Origin of the sequence: Spirillospora sp. NPDC047279 (assembly GCF_040643285.1) — a bacterium.
GTDB lineage: Bacteria > Actinomycetota > Actinomycetes > Streptosporangiales > Streptosporangiaceae > Spirillospora.
The window spans coordinates 215322-234359 of record NZ_JBEYUA010000001.1; the positions used below are offsets into that span (position 1 = coordinate 215322).

The 19038-nt window shown below is 71.9% G+C and carries 19 protein-coding genes and 1 riboswitch; of the genes, 9 read left to right on the plus strand and 10 right to left on the minus strand.

The annotated features are described in order from the left end of the window. Window positions 1-309 precede the first annotated feature (309 nt). Window positions 310-864, plus strand: coding sequence for a dihydrofolate reductase family protein (locus ABZ810_RS01095; protein WP_358397605.1), 555 nt, complete (start codon window positions 310-312; stop codon window positions 862-864). A 31-nt stretch (window positions 865-895) separates the two neighbouring features. On the opposite strand, the gene ABZ810_RS01100 is transcribed toward ABZ810_RS01095, so the two are convergent. Further along, window positions 896-1354 (minus strand): GNAT family N-acetyltransferase, encoded by a 459-nt coding sequence (locus ABZ810_RS01100; protein ID WP_358398923.1) that lies wholly within the window; start codon window positions 1352-1354, stop codon window positions 896-898. Window positions 1355-1483: 129 nt separating this feature from the next. On the opposite strand from ABZ810_RS01100, the gene ABZ810_RS01105 reads away from it, so the two are divergent. Further along, the gene (locus ABZ810_RS01105; RefSeq protein ID WP_358397608.1) at window positions 1484-1795 is read left to right on the plus strand and encodes a WhiB family transcriptional regulator; all 312 of its coding nucleotides are present in this window, start codon (window positions 1484-1486) and stop codon (window positions 1793-1795) included. Between the two features lie 7 nt (window positions 1796-1802). Here ABZ810_RS01105 and ABZ810_RS01110 read toward each other — a convergent pair whose 3' ends face one another. Continuing rightward, window positions 1803-2927: a hypothetical protein gene (locus tag ABZ810_RS01110; RefSeq protein ID WP_358397610.1), complete on the minus strand. Its 1125-nt coding sequence runs from the start codon at window positions 2925-2927 to the stop codon at window positions 1803-1805. Window positions 2928-3021: 94 nt separating this feature from the next. Further along, window positions 3022-3984 (minus strand): NADPH:quinone oxidoreductase family protein, encoded by a 963-nt coding sequence (locus ABZ810_RS01115; protein ID WP_358397612.1) that lies wholly within the window; start codon window positions 3982-3984, stop codon window positions 3022-3024. Window positions 3985-4121: 137 nt separating this feature from the next. Here ABZ810_RS01115 and ABZ810_RS01120 point away from each other — a divergent pair, with 137 nt between their 5' ends. Then, window positions 4122-4727 carry a rhomboid family intramembrane serine protease gene (locus ABZ810_RS01120; protein ID WP_358397614.1) on the plus strand — a complete coding sequence of 202 codons (606 nt, stop codon included), beginning with the start codon at window positions 4122-4124 and terminating at the stop codon, window positions 4725-4727. Between the two features lie 49 nt (window positions 4728-4776). Here ABZ810_RS01120 and ABZ810_RS01125 read toward each other — a convergent pair whose 3' ends face one another. The 4 genes from ABZ810_RS01125 to ABZ810_RS01140 form a co-directional block, all read right to left on the minus strand. Then, window positions 4777-5517, minus strand: a complete 741-nt coding sequence (locus tag ABZ810_RS01125) for an SDR family oxidoreductase (RefSeq protein ID WP_358397616.1) — start codon at window positions 5515-5517, stop codon at window positions 4777-4779. A 36-nt stretch (window positions 5518-5553) separates the two neighbouring features. Next, window positions 5554-7011, minus strand: coding sequence for a hypothetical protein (locus ABZ810_RS01130; RefSeq protein WP_358397618.1), 1458 nt, complete (start codon window positions 7009-7011; stop codon window positions 5554-5556). A gap of 50 nt (window positions 7012-7061) precedes the next feature. Further along, the gene (locus tag ABZ810_RS01135) at window positions 7062-7847 is read right to left on the minus strand and encodes a sporulation protein (RefSeq protein WP_358397621.1); all 786 of its coding nucleotides are present in this window, start codon (window positions 7845-7847) and stop codon (window positions 7062-7064) included. Window positions 7848-8030: 183 nt separating this feature from the next. After that, window positions 8031-8351 carry a multidrug efflux SMR transporter gene (locus ABZ810_RS01140; protein ID WP_358397623.1) on the minus strand — a complete coding sequence of 107 codons (321 nt, stop codon included), beginning with the start codon at window positions 8349-8351 and terminating at the stop codon, window positions 8031-8033. A 53-nt stretch (window positions 8352-8404) separates the two neighbouring features. Next, a riboswitch (guanidine-III (ykkC-III) riboswitch) is annotated at window positions 8405-8473 on the minus strand. A 213-nt stretch (window positions 8474-8686) separates the two neighbouring features. Here ABZ810_RS01140 and ABZ810_RS01145 point away from each other — a divergent pair. The 3 genes from ABZ810_RS01145 (at window position 8687) to ABZ810_RS01155 (ending at window position 12504) form a co-directional block, all read left to right on the plus strand. Continuing rightward, the gene (locus ABZ810_RS01145; RefSeq protein WP_358397625.1) at window positions 8687-10522 is read left to right on the plus strand and encodes an acyl-CoA dehydrogenase; all 1836 of its coding nucleotides are present in this window, start codon (window positions 8687-8689) and stop codon (window positions 10520-10522) included. Between the two features lie 132 nt (window positions 10523-10654). Then, complete coding sequence (locus ABZ810_RS01150) at window positions 10655-12118, plus strand: OmpA family protein (RefSeq protein WP_358397627.1); 1464 nt, start codon at window positions 10655-10657, stop codon at window positions 12116-12118. Window positions 12119-12255: 137 nt separating this feature from the next. Beyond that, entirely contained in the window at window positions 12256-12504 is a 249-nt protein-coding gene (locus tag ABZ810_RS01155) for a DUF6458 family protein (RefSeq protein ID WP_358397629.1), read from the plus strand. A 5-nt stretch (window positions 12505-12509) separates the two neighbouring features. Here the strand turns inward: ABZ810_RS01155 and ABZ810_RS01160 are convergent, their stop codons facing one another. Next, window positions 12510-13175: a response regulator transcription factor gene (locus tag ABZ810_RS01160; protein ID WP_358397630.1), complete on the minus strand. Its 666-nt coding sequence runs from the start codon at window positions 13173-13175 to the stop codon at window positions 12510-12512. Continuing rightward, the gene (locus ABZ810_RS01165; RefSeq protein WP_358397633.1) at window positions 13172-14155 is read right to left on the minus strand and encodes a histidine kinase; all 984 of its coding nucleotides are present in this window, start codon (window positions 14153-14155) and stop codon (window positions 13172-13174) included. Before ABZ810_RS01165 ends, ABZ810_RS01160 begins: the two co-directional genes overlap by 4 nt. Window positions 14156-14322: 167 nt before the next feature. Between ABZ810_RS01165 and ABZ810_RS01170 the strand changes: the two genes are divergently transcribed. Genes ABZ810_RS01170 through ABZ810_RS01180 form a run of 3 tightly spaced genes read left to right on the plus strand, consistent with a single transcriptional unit; the run spans window position 14323 to window position 17395 of the window. Then, window positions 14323-15240, plus strand: a complete 918-nt coding sequence (locus tag ABZ810_RS01170) for an ATP-binding cassette domain-containing protein (protein ID WP_358397635.1) — start codon at window positions 14323-14325, stop codon at window positions 15238-15240. Continuing rightward, window positions 15237-16610, plus strand: a complete 1374-nt coding sequence (locus ABZ810_RS01175) for a hypothetical protein (RefSeq protein WP_358397638.1) — start codon at window positions 15237-15239, stop codon at window positions 16608-16610. Before ABZ810_RS01170 ends, ABZ810_RS01175 begins: the two co-directional genes overlap by 4 nt. Continuing rightward, window positions 16607-17395: an ABC transporter permease gene (locus tag ABZ810_RS01180; RefSeq protein WP_358397641.1), complete on the plus strand. Its 789-nt coding sequence runs from the start codon at window positions 16607-16609 to the stop codon at window positions 17393-17395. The genes ABZ810_RS01175 and ABZ810_RS01180 overlap by 4 nt, the downstream gene beginning before the upstream one ends. Window positions 17396-17475: 80 nt before the next feature. Here ABZ810_RS01180 and ABZ810_RS01185 read toward each other — a convergent pair whose 3' ends face one another. Then, complete coding sequence (locus ABZ810_RS01185) at window positions 17476-18969, minus strand: dihydrolipoamide acetyltransferase family protein (protein ID WP_358398926.1); 1494 nt, start codon at window positions 18967-18969, stop codon at window positions 17476-17478. Between the last annotated feature and the right edge of the window lie 69 nt (window positions 18970-19038).

Sequence of the window (19038 nt, forward strand, 5' to 3'; positions counted from 1 at the left end):
GACCAGCATTTCACGGGCAGGTGAACGGCGACAGACCAGGTCACGCAGTCCCTGCCGGTTTGCGTGCGGTCCGGTGCGCGCAGGGTGACGGTGGGTCGGCTGGTGATCCTGAGGTCGTTTCCGGGATTCGGCGGCTCTGCGCTGATGAGAAGCCTCCAGAAAGGCAGGTTCGTGCGGATCACCCGTTCGGTGTGAGTGAGGTCGGGGAGCCGCTCCACGCCGTGGTGGCGCGGGGTCTCGGCGGCGATGAGTTTCGGGGACGGGCCTGGTCTCCATAGGTCCACGCGTGAAGCAGGGAGAGGAGGGCCCATGGGCCGGGTGGTCTATTCGATGATGGCCTCGCTGGACGGCTACATCGAGGATTCCAAGGGGAGCATCGAGTTCTCGGCGCCTGACGAGGCCGTGCACAAGATGGCGAACGAGCAGACGCGCGCGTCGTCGGGGCTGCTGTTCGGACGCCGGATGTACGAGGCCATGGAGGGGCCGTGGCGTGAGTTCGCCGAGCGGGACGACCTGCCCGAGACCGTGGCGGAGTTCGCCAGGCTCTATCTGGCCACGCCGCGGATCGTGTTCTCCGACACGCTGGAGGACGTCCCGGAGGGCGTGCGGGTGGTGCGCAGCGCGGACGCCGTGGCCGAGATCACACGGCTCAAGGAGGGCGAGGGGGAACTCGGCCTCGGCGGCGCCTCGCTGGCCGCCTCGGTCATCGACCTCATCGACGAGTTCCGCGTGTTCGTGATGCCCGTCATGGTGGGCGGCGGCAAGCCGTGCTTCCCGCCCGGCGCCGAGATCGGCCTGCGGCTGGCGGAGCACCGGGCCTTCGAATCGGGCGTGGTGCTCCTGCGCTACGTGCGCGCCGACTGACCGCCCCGCCGCCGACCGGTCCGGCCGGCCGTCACGCGTCCTTGAGGTGGTACTTCATGCCCTGGTGCGAGGGGCGGAAGCCGATCTTCTGGTAGAAGCGGATCGACTCGGGACGCTGGCGGTCGGTGGTGAGCTGGACGACGCGGCAGCCGCGGTCGCGGGCCTGCTCGATGGCCCAGCCGATCATGGCCTGGCCGACGCCGCCGCCGCGGTGGTCGGCGGCGACGCGGACGCCCTCGATCTGGGCGCGCTCCCCGCCGGTGTAGGTCATGCCGGGGATGTAGGTGAGCTGCATCGTGCCCGCGATGCCGCCGTCGATGACGGCGACGACGAGGGTGTTGTTGGGATCGCTCTCGATCGCCTCGAAGGCCTTCCAGTACGCGTCGGGGACCAGCTCGCCGGGGGTCTCGCGGGTGACGCCGAGCGGGTCGTCGGCGAGCAGGCGCACGATCTCGGGAACGTCGTCCCTGGTCGCCGCGCGGAAGGTCACTTCTTGATCACGGTGCACGCCAACAGGCTATCCGGACGTTGTGTAGCAAACGTCACCCTGGCTTGTAGTACTACGCCTTGTAGTACTACGTTGAGTGGGCAACCACCCCGACTCTCCGCGAGGCGTGTCATGAAGACCACCAACGAGGAGCACTGGACGGACCACGCCATCTGCCGTGGCGCCGATCCGGACCTCTTCTTCCCCATCGGCTACTCGGCCGAGGTGCTCCAGGAGCAGCAGCGCGCCGCCAAGGCGATCTGCCGCAACTGCCCGGTGACCACGGACTGCCTGGAGTGGGCATTGCGGGTCGGCGAGCCGGACGGGATCTGGGGCGGGACGACTCCCGAGGAGCGCCGCCACCTGCGCCGCCGCGCGGACGCCCCGTCGCGGCACCGCCTGCCCGTGATCACCGTACGGGACGAGCACGAGCAGGCGGCCTGAGCCGTCGTCACCAGGGCACGGCCATCACGTTCACGTGGTCGTTGCCCGGGTCGTAGTAGGACATCAGAAGATTGGCCGAAGTGCTGAGTGCCGGGTGGCCGAAGTACGCCCGGCACAGGTCGAGCCCCGCCTGGCCGGAGCAGGGCGCCTGCCCGGTCCGGGTGACGCTCCACCCGCTCGTGAGGGACGACGAGCGCCAGACGCGGAAGTTGCCCGCGATGTCGATCTGCTCGACGATCACGAAGCCCTTGCCGAGGGCGCCGAAGTTTTCCGCGTGGATCGCCAGCGGCTTGGCGCCGCTGAGGATCGAGGCCGCCGCCGTGTGACTGGACGACCAGGCCGAGCCGGTCCAGTAGCGGTAGCTGGAGGCCGTGCCCCAGGCCGTGGCGTTCGCCGCCACCCGGGCCAGCGTCACGTTGCCGGCTCCGCAGGCGCCGAACGCCTGCGAGGTGCACTCGAAGCCGAAGAGGTAGAGGTACCCGCCCGAGAAGATCGGTGAGCCGAGGATCCGCTGGAACGGCAGCTGGGCGGTCGAGGAGAAGACCTGCCTCTGCCCGCTCAGGGTGTTGGTGGACGGGTTGTACTCCACGAGCCCGAAGCGCTCGGTGGTGATCCCGCCGCCGTGCACGCAGACGTCGGCGTAGGGGATCAGCACCCTGGACCCGGAGGGCTGGCGGGCCACCCCCGACGCCCAGGACGCCGGGTAGGAGGAGCCCGGCACCTGGCAGTTCTGCCCGTTCGGCAGGACGATGCCGGACGGCACCGGCAGCAGGCCGGACGGTCCGCGGTTGCTGGGCGCGTTGATCGGCGCGGTCGGCGTCGGGATCTCGGTCAGCCCGGTCGGGACCTGGCCCGCGGTGAACGGGCCGATCGCGGCGGTGACGCCGAGCCAGAACCCCGCGTTCCAGGTCGTGTCACAGAAGATCCAGAGTGCCTGGGTCGAGCTCCCGGGGGCGCGCGTGCTGTAACCGCAGTCGCGGCTCACCGCGGTGCCGGTGGACGTCTCGTAGTTGGACAGGACCTTGGACGGCGGCGGCGCGTCGGCCGCCACGGCCGTCAGCGGAACGAGGGCGAGGGTCGCGGCGGCCGTCACGCAGGCGAGACGGCGGACGACCGAGGGGCGGAGCTTCACCGGCGGCCTCCTGAGGGTGTCAGTGAACTCGCCCACACCGTACGACCGAACGATCTTGTGGAGGGGACCCCAATCAGGCGGCGTCCGAAGCCGGTCAGGGCAGCAGGGCGACCTTCCCGACCACCCGCCGGTTGAGCAGGTCGTCCAGGACGGCCGCGGCGTTCTCCAAGGGCTCGGTGCGCGGCGGCACCGGCTCCAAGCGCCCGCTCTCGACCAGGCCCAGCAGCTCGTCGAGGAGGGCCCGCTGCTCCAGCGGGTGGCCCATCGACCATGCGCCCCAGTCGACGCCGACGACCGCCCGGTTGCGCAGCAGCACCTGGTTGAGCGGCAGCGACGGGATCGCCCCGGAGGCGAACCCGATCACCAGATAGCGGCCCTGCTCGCGCAGCGCCCGCAGCGCCGGGTCCGCGACGTCCCCGCCGATCGGGTCGTAGACCAGGTCCACGCCGCCGTCCGACCACGCGCGTGCCGCAGCCTTGACGTCGTCCGCCGAGGTGTCCAGCACCGCGTCCGCCCCGGCGGCCAGGGCCGCGTCCCGCTTGGCCTCCGACGACGCGCCGGCGAGCACCCGCGCCCCCAGTGCCTTCGCCACCTGGACGGCCGCCAGCCCGACGCCGCCGCCCGCGCCCAGCACCAGCACGCTCTCGCCGTCCCGCAGCGCGCCGCGCTCGCGCAGCGCGAACAGCGCGGTGCTGTAGCTCTGGGTGAACGTGGCCGCGCGCCCGGCGTCGAGCCGGTCCGGGATCGGCACCGCGGCGGCCGCGGGCACCACGATCCGGCTCGCGAAGCCGCCGAGCCCGCAGGTGGCCAGCACGCGGGTGCCGACGGCGGGCGCCGTGACGTCCGGCCCGGCCGCGGCGACCGTGCCCGCGACCTCGTAGCCGGGGACGAAGGGGAGCGGCGGCTTGATCTGGTAGCGCCCCTGGACGAACAGCCCGTCCACGTAGTTCACCCCGGCCGCCTCGACCGCGATCACGACCTGGCCGGGGCCCGGCTCGACCGGCTTGGTCTCCGTCACCACGACCGAGCCCAGCTCTTCACACACCACAGCACGCATGTGGCCCAATATGGCCGAAACCGAATCCCATTCGCTACCTGCGTCCAGGTATGAAGAAAACCACGACGGGCACCAACCGATACGGGCGCACGTTCATCTGAACAACGGCAGGGTCATTCGAGTCACGGGCGGAACACATGAGTTATCCGGCGGTCCCCGAACGGAATCGCTCCGAAGGCCTGGCGACCCACGGCGTGCGGGCCGTCTCCGCGCTCGCGCTGGTGGGCGCGATGACAGCCGTCATGTGGGTGCTCGAGATCGCCGACTACACGATGAACGGGGCGCTCGACCAGTACGGCATCCAGCCCCACGACGTGAACGACCTGCCCGACATCCTCACCGCGCCGTTCATGCACGGCGGGTTCGAGCACCTCATCGGCAACACGCTGCCGTTCGTCATCCTGGGCTTCCTCGCCGCCGCCCGCGGCGTCGGCAAGTTCCTGGTCGCCAACCTGATGATCATCGTGGTGGGCGGCCTCGGCGTCTGGTTCACCAGCTCGGCCAACACGCTCGGCTCCAGCATCCTGATCTTCGGCTACTTCGGCTACCTGCTCGGCCGCGGCCTCTTCGAGCGCCGCCTGCTCGACATCGCGATCGCCATCGTCGTCGTGGTCCTCTACGGCGGGATCATCGTGGGCGTGCTGCCCAGCGACCCGGGGATCTCCTGGCAGGGCCACCTCTTCGGCCTCATCGGCGGCGTGCTCGCCTCCTGGGTCCTGCGCCGCCGCTCCACGGTGGAGTGAGCACGAGATCCGCCTGTACCGGCTCCGCTGACCCGCGAGCCGGGACGCCCTAGCGGTTGGGACGGATGGTGATCTCGGAGACCACGGCGTCGCGCGGGGCCTCCAGGGCGGCCACCAGCATCCGGGCGACGGTCGTGGGGGCGACGAAGTCGGCGGGGTCGTAGGGCCGGCCCTCCTGGGCCCGCACCTTCTGCTGCATGTCCGTGGCCGTGCGGCCCGGATAGACGGTGGTGACGCGCAGCGACGACTCCTCGGCGCGCAGCGAGTCGGCGAGGGCGCGCAGGCCGAACTTGCTCGCCGCGTACGCGGACCAGTTGGGGTTGGCCTGGAGACCGGCGGTGGAGTTGACGAACACCACGTGCCCCTTGGCGGCGCGCAGGGCCGGCAGCAGGATCCGGGTCAGTTCGGCGGCGGAGACCAGGTTGACCATGAGCTGGTCGATCCAGTGGTCGGCGTCCTGCTCGGCGACCGGGCCGAGGTCGACCATCCCGGCGCTGTGCACGACGCCGTCGAGCCGGGCGGGCATCGCGGTCTCGCCCAGCGCGGCCTCCAGCCGGCGCGGCTCGGTCAGATCGAGGGTGATCGTCTGGACCGCGCCGGCGGGCGCGGTCACCGGCTGCTGGATGTTGATGACCTGGGTGCGCGGGCCGCCGCCCAGCTCCTTGGAGAGTGCGGTGAGGCGGTCGTCGGAACGGCCGGTCAGGATCAGGTCGTGGCCGCGTTCGTGGAGCAGCGCCGCGCTCGCCCTGCCGATGCCGCCGGTCGCGCCCGTGATCAGATACGTCCCCATGAGGCCCCATTCTGGCGTGGATCGGTCTCGGATGGATCAGTTCGGCCGCAGGACACGGGTGACGCCGGCGATCAGTGCGGTGGCGAGGACCCAGCCGATGGCGATGAGGGTGTAGGCGACCCAGCGGGACCAGCCCGTCGGGTCGAACGTCTGCTGCTGGCCGAACGTGTCGATCGGGATCAGCAGGTCGAGCGTGTAGACGAAGGCGTGGAACGTGGGCTGCTCGGCGGGCTGCTTGATGCCCCGCGGATGGTCGATCGAGAAGACGACGGTGCCGATGGCCACCAGGATGCCGAACCAGGCGAACGCCAGCCAGGGGCGGTAGCCGTAGCCCACGGTCCAGTCGAGCAGGACGTTCCAGGCCTTCCCGACGGGGTTGAGCCCGCGGCGCCGGGCGCGGAGCTTGGCCAGCTGGACGCGGCGGGCCAGGTAGTCGTGGCCGGTGGCGTGGTACCAGCCGGCGAGCTGCTCGTACGGCTGCAGGTGGAACTTGTCGTCGCGGCTCACCCAGTCGAGCCGGTCCTTGACGTCGCCGTCCTGCAAGGAGTTGTAGACCAGCCCGTGCAGCCACACCCGGTCGGGATAGATCTCCGGGGAGTCCTGGATGACGCCGATCCGGGAGTCGGCGAGGCTCACCGTGCCCTTGATGCGCTCCGCGGGCCACAGGATGAGCTCGTCCACCTGCATGTGGCTGCCGTGCAGCGCCATGCGGTCGGGGTCGCAGGAGTCGAGGACGCCGCGGGAGAACGAGAGGGTGCCGTTGACGCGCATGCCGCGCAGCCGCATCGTGCCCTCGGACCGGAAACCGCGGGAGAACTCCGCGGCGTCGTCCACGATCATGTTCTCCGCGTCCATGGCGAGCCGGCCCGGATTGCGCAACGTGGCGCCCTGCATGAAGACGCCGCCGCCCATGCGCGCGCCGACCAGCCGGACGCCGCCGGTGATCTCGGCCTCCTGCGCGAAGAAGCCGACGTCGATGACGGTGCCGCCGCTGAACAGCGCCCACCGGCTCGGGTCGGTCTCGGTGACCTTCGTGCCGTTCATCCGGAAGCCGCCGGTCAGGTGGGCGCGCGGCAGCCGCACCTGACCCTCGATCTCCGACCGCGACAGGCTGAGGTAGCCGTCGGCGAGCAGGCCGCCGCCGTCGAAGCCGGGCATGCGGCAGTCGGACAGCCGCAGCTGGCGGGTGCGGCAGTTGGAGAACTTGGGCGCCTGGACGAGCCGGCAGTGCTCCAGCCGCAGCTCGTGCTCGATCGTCCCGCCGGTGACGTCGATGCGGCCGGTGACGTACGCGCCGCGCAACCGGACGGCGGGCACGAAACCATCGCGCGTCTCGCACGCGCCCAGCAGCAACTGGGTGATGATCTCGGCCCGCACGATCCGGTCGGGGTCGGGTCCGGTGGGGACCTCGGTGCCGAGGGTCACCTCGGCGCCGATCGGGAACGCGCGCCAGAGGCGGCGTTCGGCGGCGCTCAGTCCGGGGGGTTCGGCCACGGGCTCACTTTCTACGGTGGATCCCCCCAATGATCAAGGGTGGGCGCGTCCTAGAAGAAGCCGCGGCGCCGGGCGGCCTGCTGGAGGAACCCGTCGAGCTGCTGCTCCCAGTTGGTGTTCTGCACGGACGCGTAGTCCACGGTGAAGCGGGCGAACGAGTCGTGCCCCTCGGTGAGGACGCCGCCGCGCTTGTCGAGCTCCAGCACGACCTCCATCGACTGCGGGTAGGACACGAACGTCACCTCGAGCTGCTTGACGCCGCGCGCGTACTGGGCCGGCGGGTAGAACTCGATCTCCTGGTAGAACGGCAGCTCCTGGTGCACGCCCCAGATGCGGCCCTTCTCGCAGTCGGCGTTGCGGAACTGGAAGCCGAGGTTGTTGAAGGCCGTGAGGATGCGCTCCTGCGCCGGCAGCGGGTGCACCGCGATCGGGTCGAGGTCGGTCGCGTCGACGGCGCGCGCGACCTCGAGCTCGGTGGCGAGGCCGACGGTCGTGCCGCGCAGCTGCTGGCCGTAGAAGTGGGTGAGGGGCGCCTCCCACGGGATGGGGAACTGGAACGGGATCGTGTGCCGCGCGCCGTCGTCCAGCCGGAAGCTCCCCGCGATGGGCAGCTTGGCGTACTCCAGGTTGGAGGTGTACTCGTTGTCGCCCGACTCGATCTCGACGCGGGTCTTCAGCGCCAGGTTGATCGCGATGATGTCGGAGTCGTGCTTGCCGCCCAGGACGGTGACCTCGCCGGTGACCGTGCCACCCGGCGTGGTGTTGGGGTCGTGCAGCACCGTCTCGATCTCGGGGCCGCCGACACCGGCCGCCTGCATCAGCTTCTTGAAGACCACTGGAATCCTCCCGTCGCGGGCACGATGACACCCTCGTCCACCTAGACGCCCGTACGGGAGGTTACGTTCCAGCAGGTCTCGATCGCAGTAGGTTCCGGCGGCCGGATGCGGCAGGGCATCAGGACTGGTCAAAGGCCTGCGCGCGGCCGCGTGATCCGCTAGTGCGCGGCCGCGCGGTTTCCGCTAGTGCGCACCCGCGAGGTTGAGGCCGACGACGCCCACGATGATGAGCGCCAGCGCGCCGATCTTGAGCGGGGACGCCTGGTCGCCCATCACGAGCATGCCGAGGACGGCCGTGCCGACGGCGCCGATGCCCACCCAGACCGCGTACGCGCTGCCCACGTCGAGCGACTTCAGCCCGAGGTTGAGCAGGCCGAAGCTGATGGCGGCGAAGACCAGGAAGCCCGCCGAGGGCAGCGGGTCGGAGAAGCCGTCGCTGGCCTTGAGGCAGAGCGCCATGGCCACTTCGAAGAGGCCGGCGACGATGACGAGGAACCACGCCATGAAAGATCACTCCCGGACGGTGACGCGTGCGCCGCACGCGTGCTGACAACTGCCACGCGTCGTCTTGGCTTGCCGGGTACGGCGCGTACTCCTCGTCCGGAAGGGCCTGAAAGGTCCCTCACCTCACGATAACCCCAGCCTGTACGTGGGCATTCCGTTGTGATTTACGTCATGCTTTGTGCCGGCAGTGGTGCAGGTGTGACCCGGCAGGGGCGGAATCGGGTGTTCGGTATGGGTTGCCACTGGTTACCAGCGGGTAGCATGATGGTGAGTTACCGACCAGTACGTTTCGCGGGGCCCGCGAGCCGCCGCCGGATCTGACGGAGTGTTCGAGGATGGGGCACTACAAGAGCAACCTCCGGGACCTGGAGTTCAACCTCTTCGAGGTGTTCAACCGCCAGGACCTTCTCGGCAGCGGCCCGTACGCGGAGCTGGACGAGGACACCGTGCGCAGCATCCTGGACGAGGTCAACCGCCTCGCCGAGGGCCCGCTCGCCGAATCTTTCGAGGACGCGGACCGCAACCCGCCGAAGTTCGACCCGGCCACCGGTGAGGTGGCGATGCCGGAGAGCTTCAAGAAGTCCTACAAGGCGTGGATGGACGCCGAGTGGTACCGCGTGGACCTGGCGCCCGAGTTCGGCGGCACCGGTGCGCCCCGCAGCCTCACCTGGGCCATCGCCGAGCAGGTGCTGGGCGCCAACCCGGCCGTCTACATGTTCTCCTCGGGCCCCGGCTTCGCCCACATCCTGTGGAACATCGGGACCCCCGAGCAGAGGAAATTCGCCGAGATGGCGCTGGAGCGCCAGTGGGGCGCCACCATGGTGCTGACCGAGCCGGACGCCGGTTCGGACGTCGGCGCCGGCCGCGCCAAGGCGGTCGAGCAGCCCGACGGCACCTGGCACATCGAGGGCGTCAAGCGTTTCATCACCTCGGCCGAGCACGACATGTCCGAGAACATCTTCCACCTGGTGCTGGCCCGCCCCGAGGGCGCGGGCCCCGGCACCAAGGGCCTGTCGATGTTCCTGGTGCCCAAGTACCTGGTCGACCTGGAGACCGGTGAGCTGGGCGACCGCAACGGCGCCTACGTCACCAACGTCGAGAAGAAGATGGGCCTCAAGGTCTCCACGACCTGCGAGCTCACCTTCGGCGAGAAGCACCCGGCCATCGGCTACCTCGTGGGCGACGTCCACGAGGGCATCAAGCAGATGTTCATGGTCATCGAGTACGCCCGGATGATGGTGGGCACCAAGGCCATCGCCACCCTCTCCACCGGCTACCTCAACGCGCTCGAGTACGCCAAGGAGCGGGTGCAGGGCGCCGACCTCACCCAGATGACCGACAAGACCGCGCCGCGGGTGACCATCACCCACCACCCGGACGTGCGGCGCAGCCTGCTGACCCAGAAGGCCTACGCCGAGGGCATGCGGGCGCTGGTCCTGCTGACCGCCTCCTACCAGGACGCGGTGCAGATCGCCGAGCACGAGGGCCGCCGGGACGAGCTCGCCGAGAAGATCAACGACCTGCTGCTCCCGATCGTCAAGGGCTTCGGCTCGGAGCGGGCCTACGCGCTGCTGGGCAGCGAGTCGCTGCAGACCCTGGGCGGCTCGGGCTTCCTCCAGGAGTACCCGATCGAGCAGTACATCCGGGACGCCAAGATCGACACTCTGTACGAGGGCACCACCGCCATCCAGGGCATGGACATGTTCTTCCGGAAGATCCTCCGGGACAACGGCGAGGCCCTGAAGCACCTGGTCGGCGAAATGCAGGCGTTCGCCTCCGGTGACGCCGGCAACGGCCGCCTCAAGAACGAGCGGGCACTGCTGGGCAAGGCCCTGGAGGACCTGCAGGGCATCCTCGACCCGATGGTCGGCTGGGCCCTCGGCTCGATGGAGAACCCGAAGGAGCTCTACCGGGTCGGCCTCAACACCAGCCGCTTCCTGCTCTCCCTCGGCGACGTGGTCGTGGGCTGGCTGCTGCTGCGCCAGGCCGAGATCGCCCTCGGCAAGCTGGCCGGCGGTGACGTCTCCGACTCCGACAAGGCCTTCTACACCGGCAAGGTCACCGCCGCGCAGTTCTTCGCGCAGACCGTCCTGCCGAGGATCGCCGCCGAGCGGGTCATCACCGAGACCACCACGCTGGACGTGATGGACCTCCCCGAAGAGGCCTTCTGACCCCTCCGGTCCCTCCGATCCTTCCCGTCTGACCGTCTCCCGCGGTCTGGAACGGCCCCCGTCGCCCTCGTGGTGGCGGGGGCCGACGCTTTGCCGGTACGGTCGGCGCGCCCCCACCAACCCGGAGAGATCATGCCGGACCGCCGCCTCCCGCTCGTTCTCCCGCTCGCCGGGATTCTGCTGGCGACCGCGGCCTGCGCGGACAACGGCCCGCCGGCCAAGGCCGACCCGCCGACCGCCACGGCGGGCGCCCCCTCGCCGACCCCCTCGCAGCCGGCCGGCGCCCTGGTCAAGGAGGGCTGGTTCGGCGGCGGCAACACGCTGCACGCGCGGGTGGCGATCAGCGGTGTCGAACGGCAGGGCGGCAGGTCGGTGCTCAGGTTCAGCGTCACCTCGCTGGACGGCGTCGCGAAGTCGATGGCGTTCCCGGTCCCGCTGATCGACCCGGTGGGGCGCCGGCTCTACCGGCCGACCAGCCCCAACACCGCCCAGCAGTTCCAGCCGAACGTCGCCCGCGAGGTGACCGCCGAATACCCGGAGATCCCGGCGGGCGTCGGCCGGGTCACCGCCCTCACCCCCGGCACGGCCGGAGAGTTCACCGGGGTGCCCGTCACCGGCACCGCCGCGCGCCCCGCCACCGGAGCGGACGCCGACCAGGCCGACCAGGCCAACCCGGTCGATCTCTACGACATCACCGAGGGCGAGATCAGGGACGTCACGTCCAGCGGCTCGGACGTCAAGGTCAACCTGCGCGCCGACGTGCTCTTCGCGGTCGACTCGGCGGAGCTCTCCGGCCGGGCCAAGGCGGTGCTCGACCAGGCGGCCCAGGAGATCAAGGCCAAGGCCGACCCGGCCGGCAAGCCGCTCACCATCGACGGGCACACCGACAGCGAGGGCGAGACCGACGCCAACCTCGAACTGTCGACCGAACGTGCCGAAGCGGTCACCAAGGAGCTGAAGGCCCGCCTCGGCGGCACCTATCGCTACACGACCACCGGCAAGGGCGAGACCCGGCTCATCGCCAAGGAGGGCGGCGCCGACGACGCGCAGGCCCGGTCCCGCAACCGGCGGGTGGAGATCTCCTACGTGGTCCGGCGGCAGACGGTCGGCACCACGTCCGCGTCGACAGCGCCGGCGTCGGGCGGCAGCGGCGCGGCGGCCGGGCCCGCGGCGTTCCGCGCCCAGGACGGGAAGACGGTGGCCAGCCGCTACGGCCGGTTCGGGCAGGAGAAGCGGCGCCTGGACGTCAAGGCGTTCTACCGTGACGGCGCCTACATCGTCGCGGTGTTCGACCTGGTGAGCGAAGGGCCGGGCAGCACGCCCGCCAACGCCGCCTACCCGCACAAGGACTACCCGGGCGGCGCGTTCACCTCGTTCTCCATCGTCGTCGGCAAGGACGTCTACCGCGCGGTGCGCGTCGGCCAGCCGGCCGGCGACGCCACCGTCTACGTCGACCCCGGCCGCGGCACGTTCCGCGGCAACCAGAACGAGCCGAGCCGCGCCTTCGCCTACATCCCGGCGCCGCCGGGCAAGCCCACCTCCGTCGTCTTCGACGGCGGCCCCTTCGGAAAGGTCGACAACGTCCCGGTGCAGTGATGGGGTGAGGCGGTCCGGGACGGGGATTCCGTAACGCCGCGGCGGGTTGGCCACGATGTGACGATCAACTCGGGTGTGATGACCGAGCGGAGCGGATACTTAAAGAGCACGGCAACGGATCGTCTGGCGGAGGTCACATGGGTGTCGGCGTCAGTGTTTTCACGATCACCCTCGGGCTGATCCTCAAGTTCGCGATCCGCGAGGACGCGATGACGGATCCGGTCGACATCCACGTGATCGGCGTGATCCTGATCATCGTCGGGGGAGTCTCGTTCGCGTTGCAGATCCTGCTCATGACCAGGATGCAGCAGCAACGCGGCCCACGTCATCCCGACAACGACCGCGACCGCCTCTACAACGGGGACAACAACCCGCCGCCGGTCTGATCGCCTCAGCGCGGGCGGCGCGGCACGACCAGGCCGGACTCGTACGCGATGACCACGGCCTGCGCGCGGTCGCGCAGGCCGAGCTTGCGCAGGACGCGGCTGACGTGCGTCTTGACCGTCTCCTCGCCGAGCACCAGCCGCGTGGCGATGTCGGCGTTCGACAGGCCCTCGGCGACCAGGCGCAGCACGTCCACCTCGCGCGGGGTGAGGGCGTTCACGGCGTGCGGCGCGGGCGGAGCGGAGGGCGGCCGGTTGCGCGCGAACTCGGCGATCAGCCGGCGCGTGATGGCCGGCGCGATGAGCGCGTCGCCCGCCGCCACGACGCGGACGGCGTCGAAGAGGCGCTCGGCCGACACGTCCTTCAGCAGGAAGCCGCTCGCGCCCGCGGCGAGCGCGTCGTAGACGTGCTGGTCCAGGTCGAACGTGGTGAGCATGACGACGCGCGGCGGGTCGGCCTCGCCGGTGATCAGCCGGGTCGCCTCGATGCCGTCCATGACCGGCATGCGGACGTCCATCAGCACCACGTCGGGCCGCTCCTCGCGGCACGTGTCCAGGGCCGCCGCGCCGTCGGCGGCCGTTCCCGCCACGGTGAAGTCGTCCTGGGTGGCCAGCAGGGCCGCGAAGCCGGCGCGCACGACCTCCAGGTCGTCGACCACGACGAGACGGATCATGAAGCGACTCCGGTGGGAAGGACGGCCTCGACGAGGAAGCCGGTGGGGGAGGTCGGGCCGGTGCGGAGCGTGCCGCCGACGGTGGCGGCGCGCTCGCGCATGCCGAGCAGGCCGTGCCCCGCCGGCCGGTGCCCGGGGGGCGGGCCGGGGCCGTTGTCGCGGATGCGCAGCCGGAGCCCGTCGGCGGCGTAGGCGACCTCGACGTCGACGGCCGCGCCGGGCGCGTGCCTGCGGGCGTTGGTCAGCGCCTCCTGGACGATGCGGTAGGCGGTGAGCTCGATGCCGGAGTCGAGCGGCGCGACCGGGCCGCTGATGATCAGGCGGGCCGGTCCGACGCCGGACGCGCGAGCCTCGTCGATCAGTTCGAGCAGGTCGCGCAGCCCCGGTTGCGGACGGCGGCTCACCGCGGTGTCCGCGTCCTCGGCGTCCTCGGCGTCCTCGCGGAGCACGCCGAGGAGGCGGCGCATCTCGGTGAGCGCGGTGCGGGCCGTCTCGCCGATGGCGACCAGGTGCTTGACGCCGTCGGGCGGCATGCCGGGCACGGCCAGCCGGGCGGTGTCGGCCTGCACGGAGATCATCGAGATGTGGTGCGCGACGACGTCGTGCAGCTCGCGGGCGATGCGGGCACGTTCGCCCCGCGCGGTGAGCTCGACGAGGGACGCCTCGAAGGCCCGCCGGTCGGCGTCGCGGGCGGCGGCCACCGCGCGGTTCGTGCTCCTGTGCCGCTGGATCACCGGCAGCCAGGCCGCCGCGGTGGCCAGCGCTCCCGCGACGCTCGGCGACCGGTAGGCGGCCGACAGCAGCACGGCCGCGACCGTCACGGTCAGGGCGGTGCGCCAGCCGCCGTGCAGGAAGAGCGGGACGGTCGTCGCGGCGGCGAGGAGCAGCACCAGGGCCAGTGACCCGTCCGACCGGATCACCGCCTCGGTCACGGCGGCGGCCACCAGTGCGGCCGCGGCCCACCGGTCCGCACGTCTCATACGGGACATTCTCGCCCCAGTCGCCCGCCGGGGCGTCCCTCGCGGCCGGGTACCCGGTGTCCCCCTGCGGAGGGACCCCGCCCGGCCGGTCCCCCGGTCCGGGGACGGCGAAGACGGCTCCGGCGCGGGACGCCCGGACCGGGCCCCGCCTCGTAGCGTCCGGTGCCATGGAGACGACCATCGAAGTACGGGGCCTGCGCAAGACCTACGGCTCCGCCGTCGCCGTCGACGACCTGACGTTCACCGTCGCCCCCGGGCGGGTCACCGGCTTCGTCGGGCCCAACGGCGCCGGCAAGACCACCACGCTGCGCCTCGTCCTCGGGCTGGACCGGCCCGACGCCGGAACCGCCCTGGTCGGCGGCCATCCCTACCGGAGCCTGCGCGACCCGCTGCGGCACCTCGGCGCGATGCTGGACGCCTCCGCCGTCCACCCGGCCCGGAAGGCCCGCGACCACCTGCTGTGGATGGCGCACGCGGCCGGGCTGCCCGCCGGCCGGGTGGACGAGGTGCTCGACCGCGTCGGCCTGGCGTCGGTGGCGCGCAAGGCCGTGGGCGGCTACTCGCTCGGCATGCGCCAGCGGCTCGGCATCGCGGGGGCGCTGCTCGGCGACCCGCCGATGCTCATCTTCGACGAGCCGGTGAACGGCCTGGACCCCGACGGGGTGCGCTGGATCCGCGAGCTGCTGCGCTCGCTGGCCGCCGGGGGACGGGCCGTGCTGATCTCCAGCCATCTGATGAGCGAGCTCGAGGACACCGCCGACCACCTCCTGGTCATCGGCCGCGGCCGGCTCATCGCCGACACCGACGTCAAGGCGCTGCTCGCGGGCGCCTCCGACGACCGGGTGGAGGTGCGGACGGACCGGCGCGGCGAGGCGATGGCGGCGTTGTCGAGAGCCGGGGCGACCGTCGCGAGCGGGGACTCCGACCAGGTGACCGTGTCGGGGCTGGCCGCCGACCGGATCGCGGCGGTCCTGGCCGCGGAGGGCGTCCCGTTCTCCGGCCTCGCCGGGCACCGGGCCTCGCTGGAGGAGGCGTACATGGAGCTCACCCGTCACGCCGTGGACTTCAAGGAGGGGAGCGCGTGAACGGGTTCGGACGGCTGGTCCGCTCGGAGTGGACCAAGCTGCGGTCGGTGCCGCGCTGGATGATCACCCTGGGGGCCGCGATCGGGCTGACCGCCGTGGTCGCGCTGCTGACCACCGCGGGGTCGCAGAGCGTGGGCGACGGCGGAGGGGGAGGGGGAGGGGCCGGCGCCAAGCCGCCGCGCGGGCATCAGGACGGTGGCACGTTCGCCTACCGGGAGCTGACCGGCGACGGGAGCCTGGTCACCCGCATCGCCTCCCAGAAGGCCGACGAATCCTGGGCCAAGGCCGGGCTGATGATCCGCGCCGGTTCGGAGCCCGGAGCCCGGTACGCGGCCGTCATGCTCACTCCCGGGCACGGCGTGCGGATGCAGGCCGACTTCGACGACAAGGCGAGCGGCGACGGCACGTGGCTGAAGCTGACGCGCACCGGGACGACGGTCACCGGGTACTCCTCCACGGACGGGGCGGACTGGCGCAGGCTCGGCACCTACCGGCTCGGCGGGACCGCGCACCTCGGGCTGTTCGTGGCCACGCCCGCGACGACGAAGGTGGTCCGGCAGTTCGGCGGCGAGAGCATCGACTCTTTGCCGTCCCGGACCCAGGCCGTCTTCGACCGGGTCGAGCCGCGGCCGGAGGGCTGGCGGGTGCGCGGCGGCGTGCCCGCCCCGCCCGGCGAACCGCCCGGCGACGAGGCGTTCACCTGGGACGGCGCGCGGGCCACCCTGACCGGCTCGGGGGACGTCGGGCCCGACCTCTACGACGACGACCTCACCAGGATGACGCTCACCGGGATCCTGCTCGGGCTGATCTGCGTCGTCGGCGTCACCGTCCTGTTCGTCACCTCCGAGTACCGGCGCGGCATGGCGGGGACGACCTTCACGGTCACGCCGCACCGGGGACGGGTGCTGGCCGCCCGGACGCTGGTGCTCGGCGGGGTGACCTTCCTGGCCGGGGCGATGGCCGCGGTGCTCTCCCTCGTCCTGGCGCGGCCGTTCGTGCGGGAGAGCCAGCGCGGCGACCTCGCGCTCACCGATCCGGTCGTGCTGCGGGCCGTGCTCGGCACCGCGTTGCTGGCGGGCCTGGTCGCGGTGTTCAGCATGGCCGTGGCGACGCTGTTCCGGAACACCGCGGCCGCGGTCACCGTGGTGCTCGTGGCGCTGCTCGTCCCCAGGATCGTCGCCACCGGCCTGCCGCTGGAGGCGTCGCGCTGGCTGACGCGGCTGACGCCCGCGGCCGGGTTCGAGGTGCAGCAGACCTTCCAGCGCTACGACTCGGCGATGGGGCCCTGGGCGGGGCTGGCCGTGCTCACCCTGTACGCGGTCGTCGGCCTGGCCCTGGCGGCGCGGTTCCTGACGAGGCGGGACGCATGAGGCACGCGCTGCACGCGGAGTGGACCAAGCTCCGCACGCTGCGCAGCACCGGCCTCCTGCTGGCCGGCGTGGTCGTGCTCACCGTCGTGGTGAGCGCGACCGCCACCGGCTCGGTCGACATCACGCGCTGCCCGACCCCCGCCGAGTGCCACGAGGACACCTCGAAGCTGGCGCTCACCGGGATCCGGCTGGGGCAGGTCCTCGTGGTGATCCTGGCGGTGCTGACGGTCGCCGCCGAGTACGGGACCGGCACGATCCTGCCGACGCTGACGGCGATCCCGCGGCGGACGGCCGTCCTGGCGGCCAAGGCCGTCGTCGTGACCGCGCTCGTGGTCGCGGCCGGGCTGGTCACCGTCCTGCTCTGCCTGGCCGTCGGCCGTTTCCTGCTGCCGGGCGGCGGCTTCACCGCGGCGCACGGCTATCCGCCGCTGTCGCCGCTGGACGGCACGACGGCGCGCGCCTTCCTCGGCACCGTCCTGTACCTGGTGCTGATCGGGCTGCTGGCGCTGGGCGTCGCGACCGCCGTGCGGGAGACGGCCGCCGCCCTCACCGCCGTCTTCGCGCTGCTGTTCGTCTCGCCGGTCGTCGCCGTGTTCGTCACCGACCCGCACTGGCAGGAACGGATCGAGAAGTGGGCCCCGATGACCGCGGGTCTCAGCATCCAGGCCACCGCCGGTCTCGACCGCCAGCCGATCGGGCCCTGGGCCGGCCTGGGCGTGCTGGCCCTCTACGCCGGCGCCGCTCTGCTGCTCGGCGCTCTCGTCCTCACCCGCAGGGACTTCTAGACAGGCCGGCTGCTGGACACGGCCGAGGGCCGTCCCGCCGGGCGGGACGGCCCTCGGCCACGCCGGTGCAGGGCGGACGCTCAGTTCCAGGCGAGCATGCGCAGCGGGTCCTCGAGCATGTCGCCGATGTCGCGCAGCACCTTCGAGCCGAGCTCGCCGTCGATGACGCGGTGGTCGAACGACAGCGCGAGCGTGGTGACCTTGCGGATCGCCAGCTCGCCCTCGTGTACCCAGGGCATGTCCCTGACCTGCCCGAACGCGAGGATGGCGGCCTCGCCCGGGGTGAGGATCGGGGTCCCGGTGTCGACGCCGAAGACGCCGACGTTGGAGATGGTGAACGTGCCGCCGGACAGGTCGGCGGGCGACGCCTTGCCCGCCCGCGCCGTCTCGGTCAGCGCGGCCAGCGCCGTGGCCAGGCCGGGCAGCGACAGGGCGTGGGCGTCCTTGACGTTGGGCACCAGGAGCCCGCGCGGTGTCGCGGCCGCGATGCCGAGGTTGACGTAGTGCTTGACCACGATCTCGGCGCCGCCGGTGCCGTCGCCGTCGGACCAGGACGCGTTGGCGCCCGGGTTGCGGCGCAGCGCGGTCAGCACGGCCTTGGCCACGAGCAGCAGCGGGGAGACCTTTACCTCGGCGAACTCGGGAAGATCGCGGAGGCGGCGTACGGTCTCCATCGTGCGGGTCACGTCGACCTGGAGGAACTCGGTGACGTGCGGCGCGGTGAACGCCGAGCCGACCATCGCCGCCGCGGTGCTCTTGCGCACGCCCTTGACCGGGACGCGCTCCTCGCGCTCGCCGGAGGCCGCGGTGGTGGCCGGGGGAGCGGTGGCGGGCATCGGCGGAGCGGCGGGGGCCGCCGGGGCCGTGGCGGTGCCGTCGCGGGCCGCCTGGACGTCCTCACGGGTGATGGAGCCGTTGGGCCCCGAGCCGGTGAGCGAGGTCAGGTCGACCCCGAGGTCCTTGGCCATCTTGCGGACCGGCGGCTTGGCGAGCGTGCGCTTGTCCACAGGCTGTGGATGACGCGCCGCCTCCTCGCGTCCACCTTCCACAGGGCTGGGGACGGCGGCCTGGGCCGGAACGGCGGGAGCCTGCGCCGGTGCGGCCGCGGCCGAGGCGGCCGCGGGCTGCGGCCCCTTGCGCGCACGGCGCTTGGTGGCCCCGGGCTTCACCCCGTAGCCCACCAGCACCGGCTGCCGTTTGGGCTCCTCGGGAGCGACCATGCCCGGCTCGTTCACCGCCGGGACCATGTCCTCCTTGAGCGCGGCGGCCTGCGCCGGCGGCTCGGAGACGGGGGTGGCGGCGGCCGACGACGGGGGTTCATCGCCCTCGGCGGCCACGTCCACCGAGATGATCGGCACGCCCACGTCCACCGTGTCGCCCTCGGTGGCCAGGAGCTCGGCCACCACGCCCTCGAACGGGCAGGGCAGCTCGACGATCGCCTTGGCGGTCTCGATCTCGACGATGGTCTGGTTGACCTCGACCTGGTCGCCCGGCTGCACGTGCCACTTGACGATCTCGGCCTCGGTCAGGCCCTCGCCCACGTCGGGCAGCTTGAACTGCTTGCGGTCCGTCATCGGCGTCACCAGGCGAAGGTCCGGTCGACCGCGTTCAGCGGCACAGCGGTCGGATCGACTTCCAGAGTC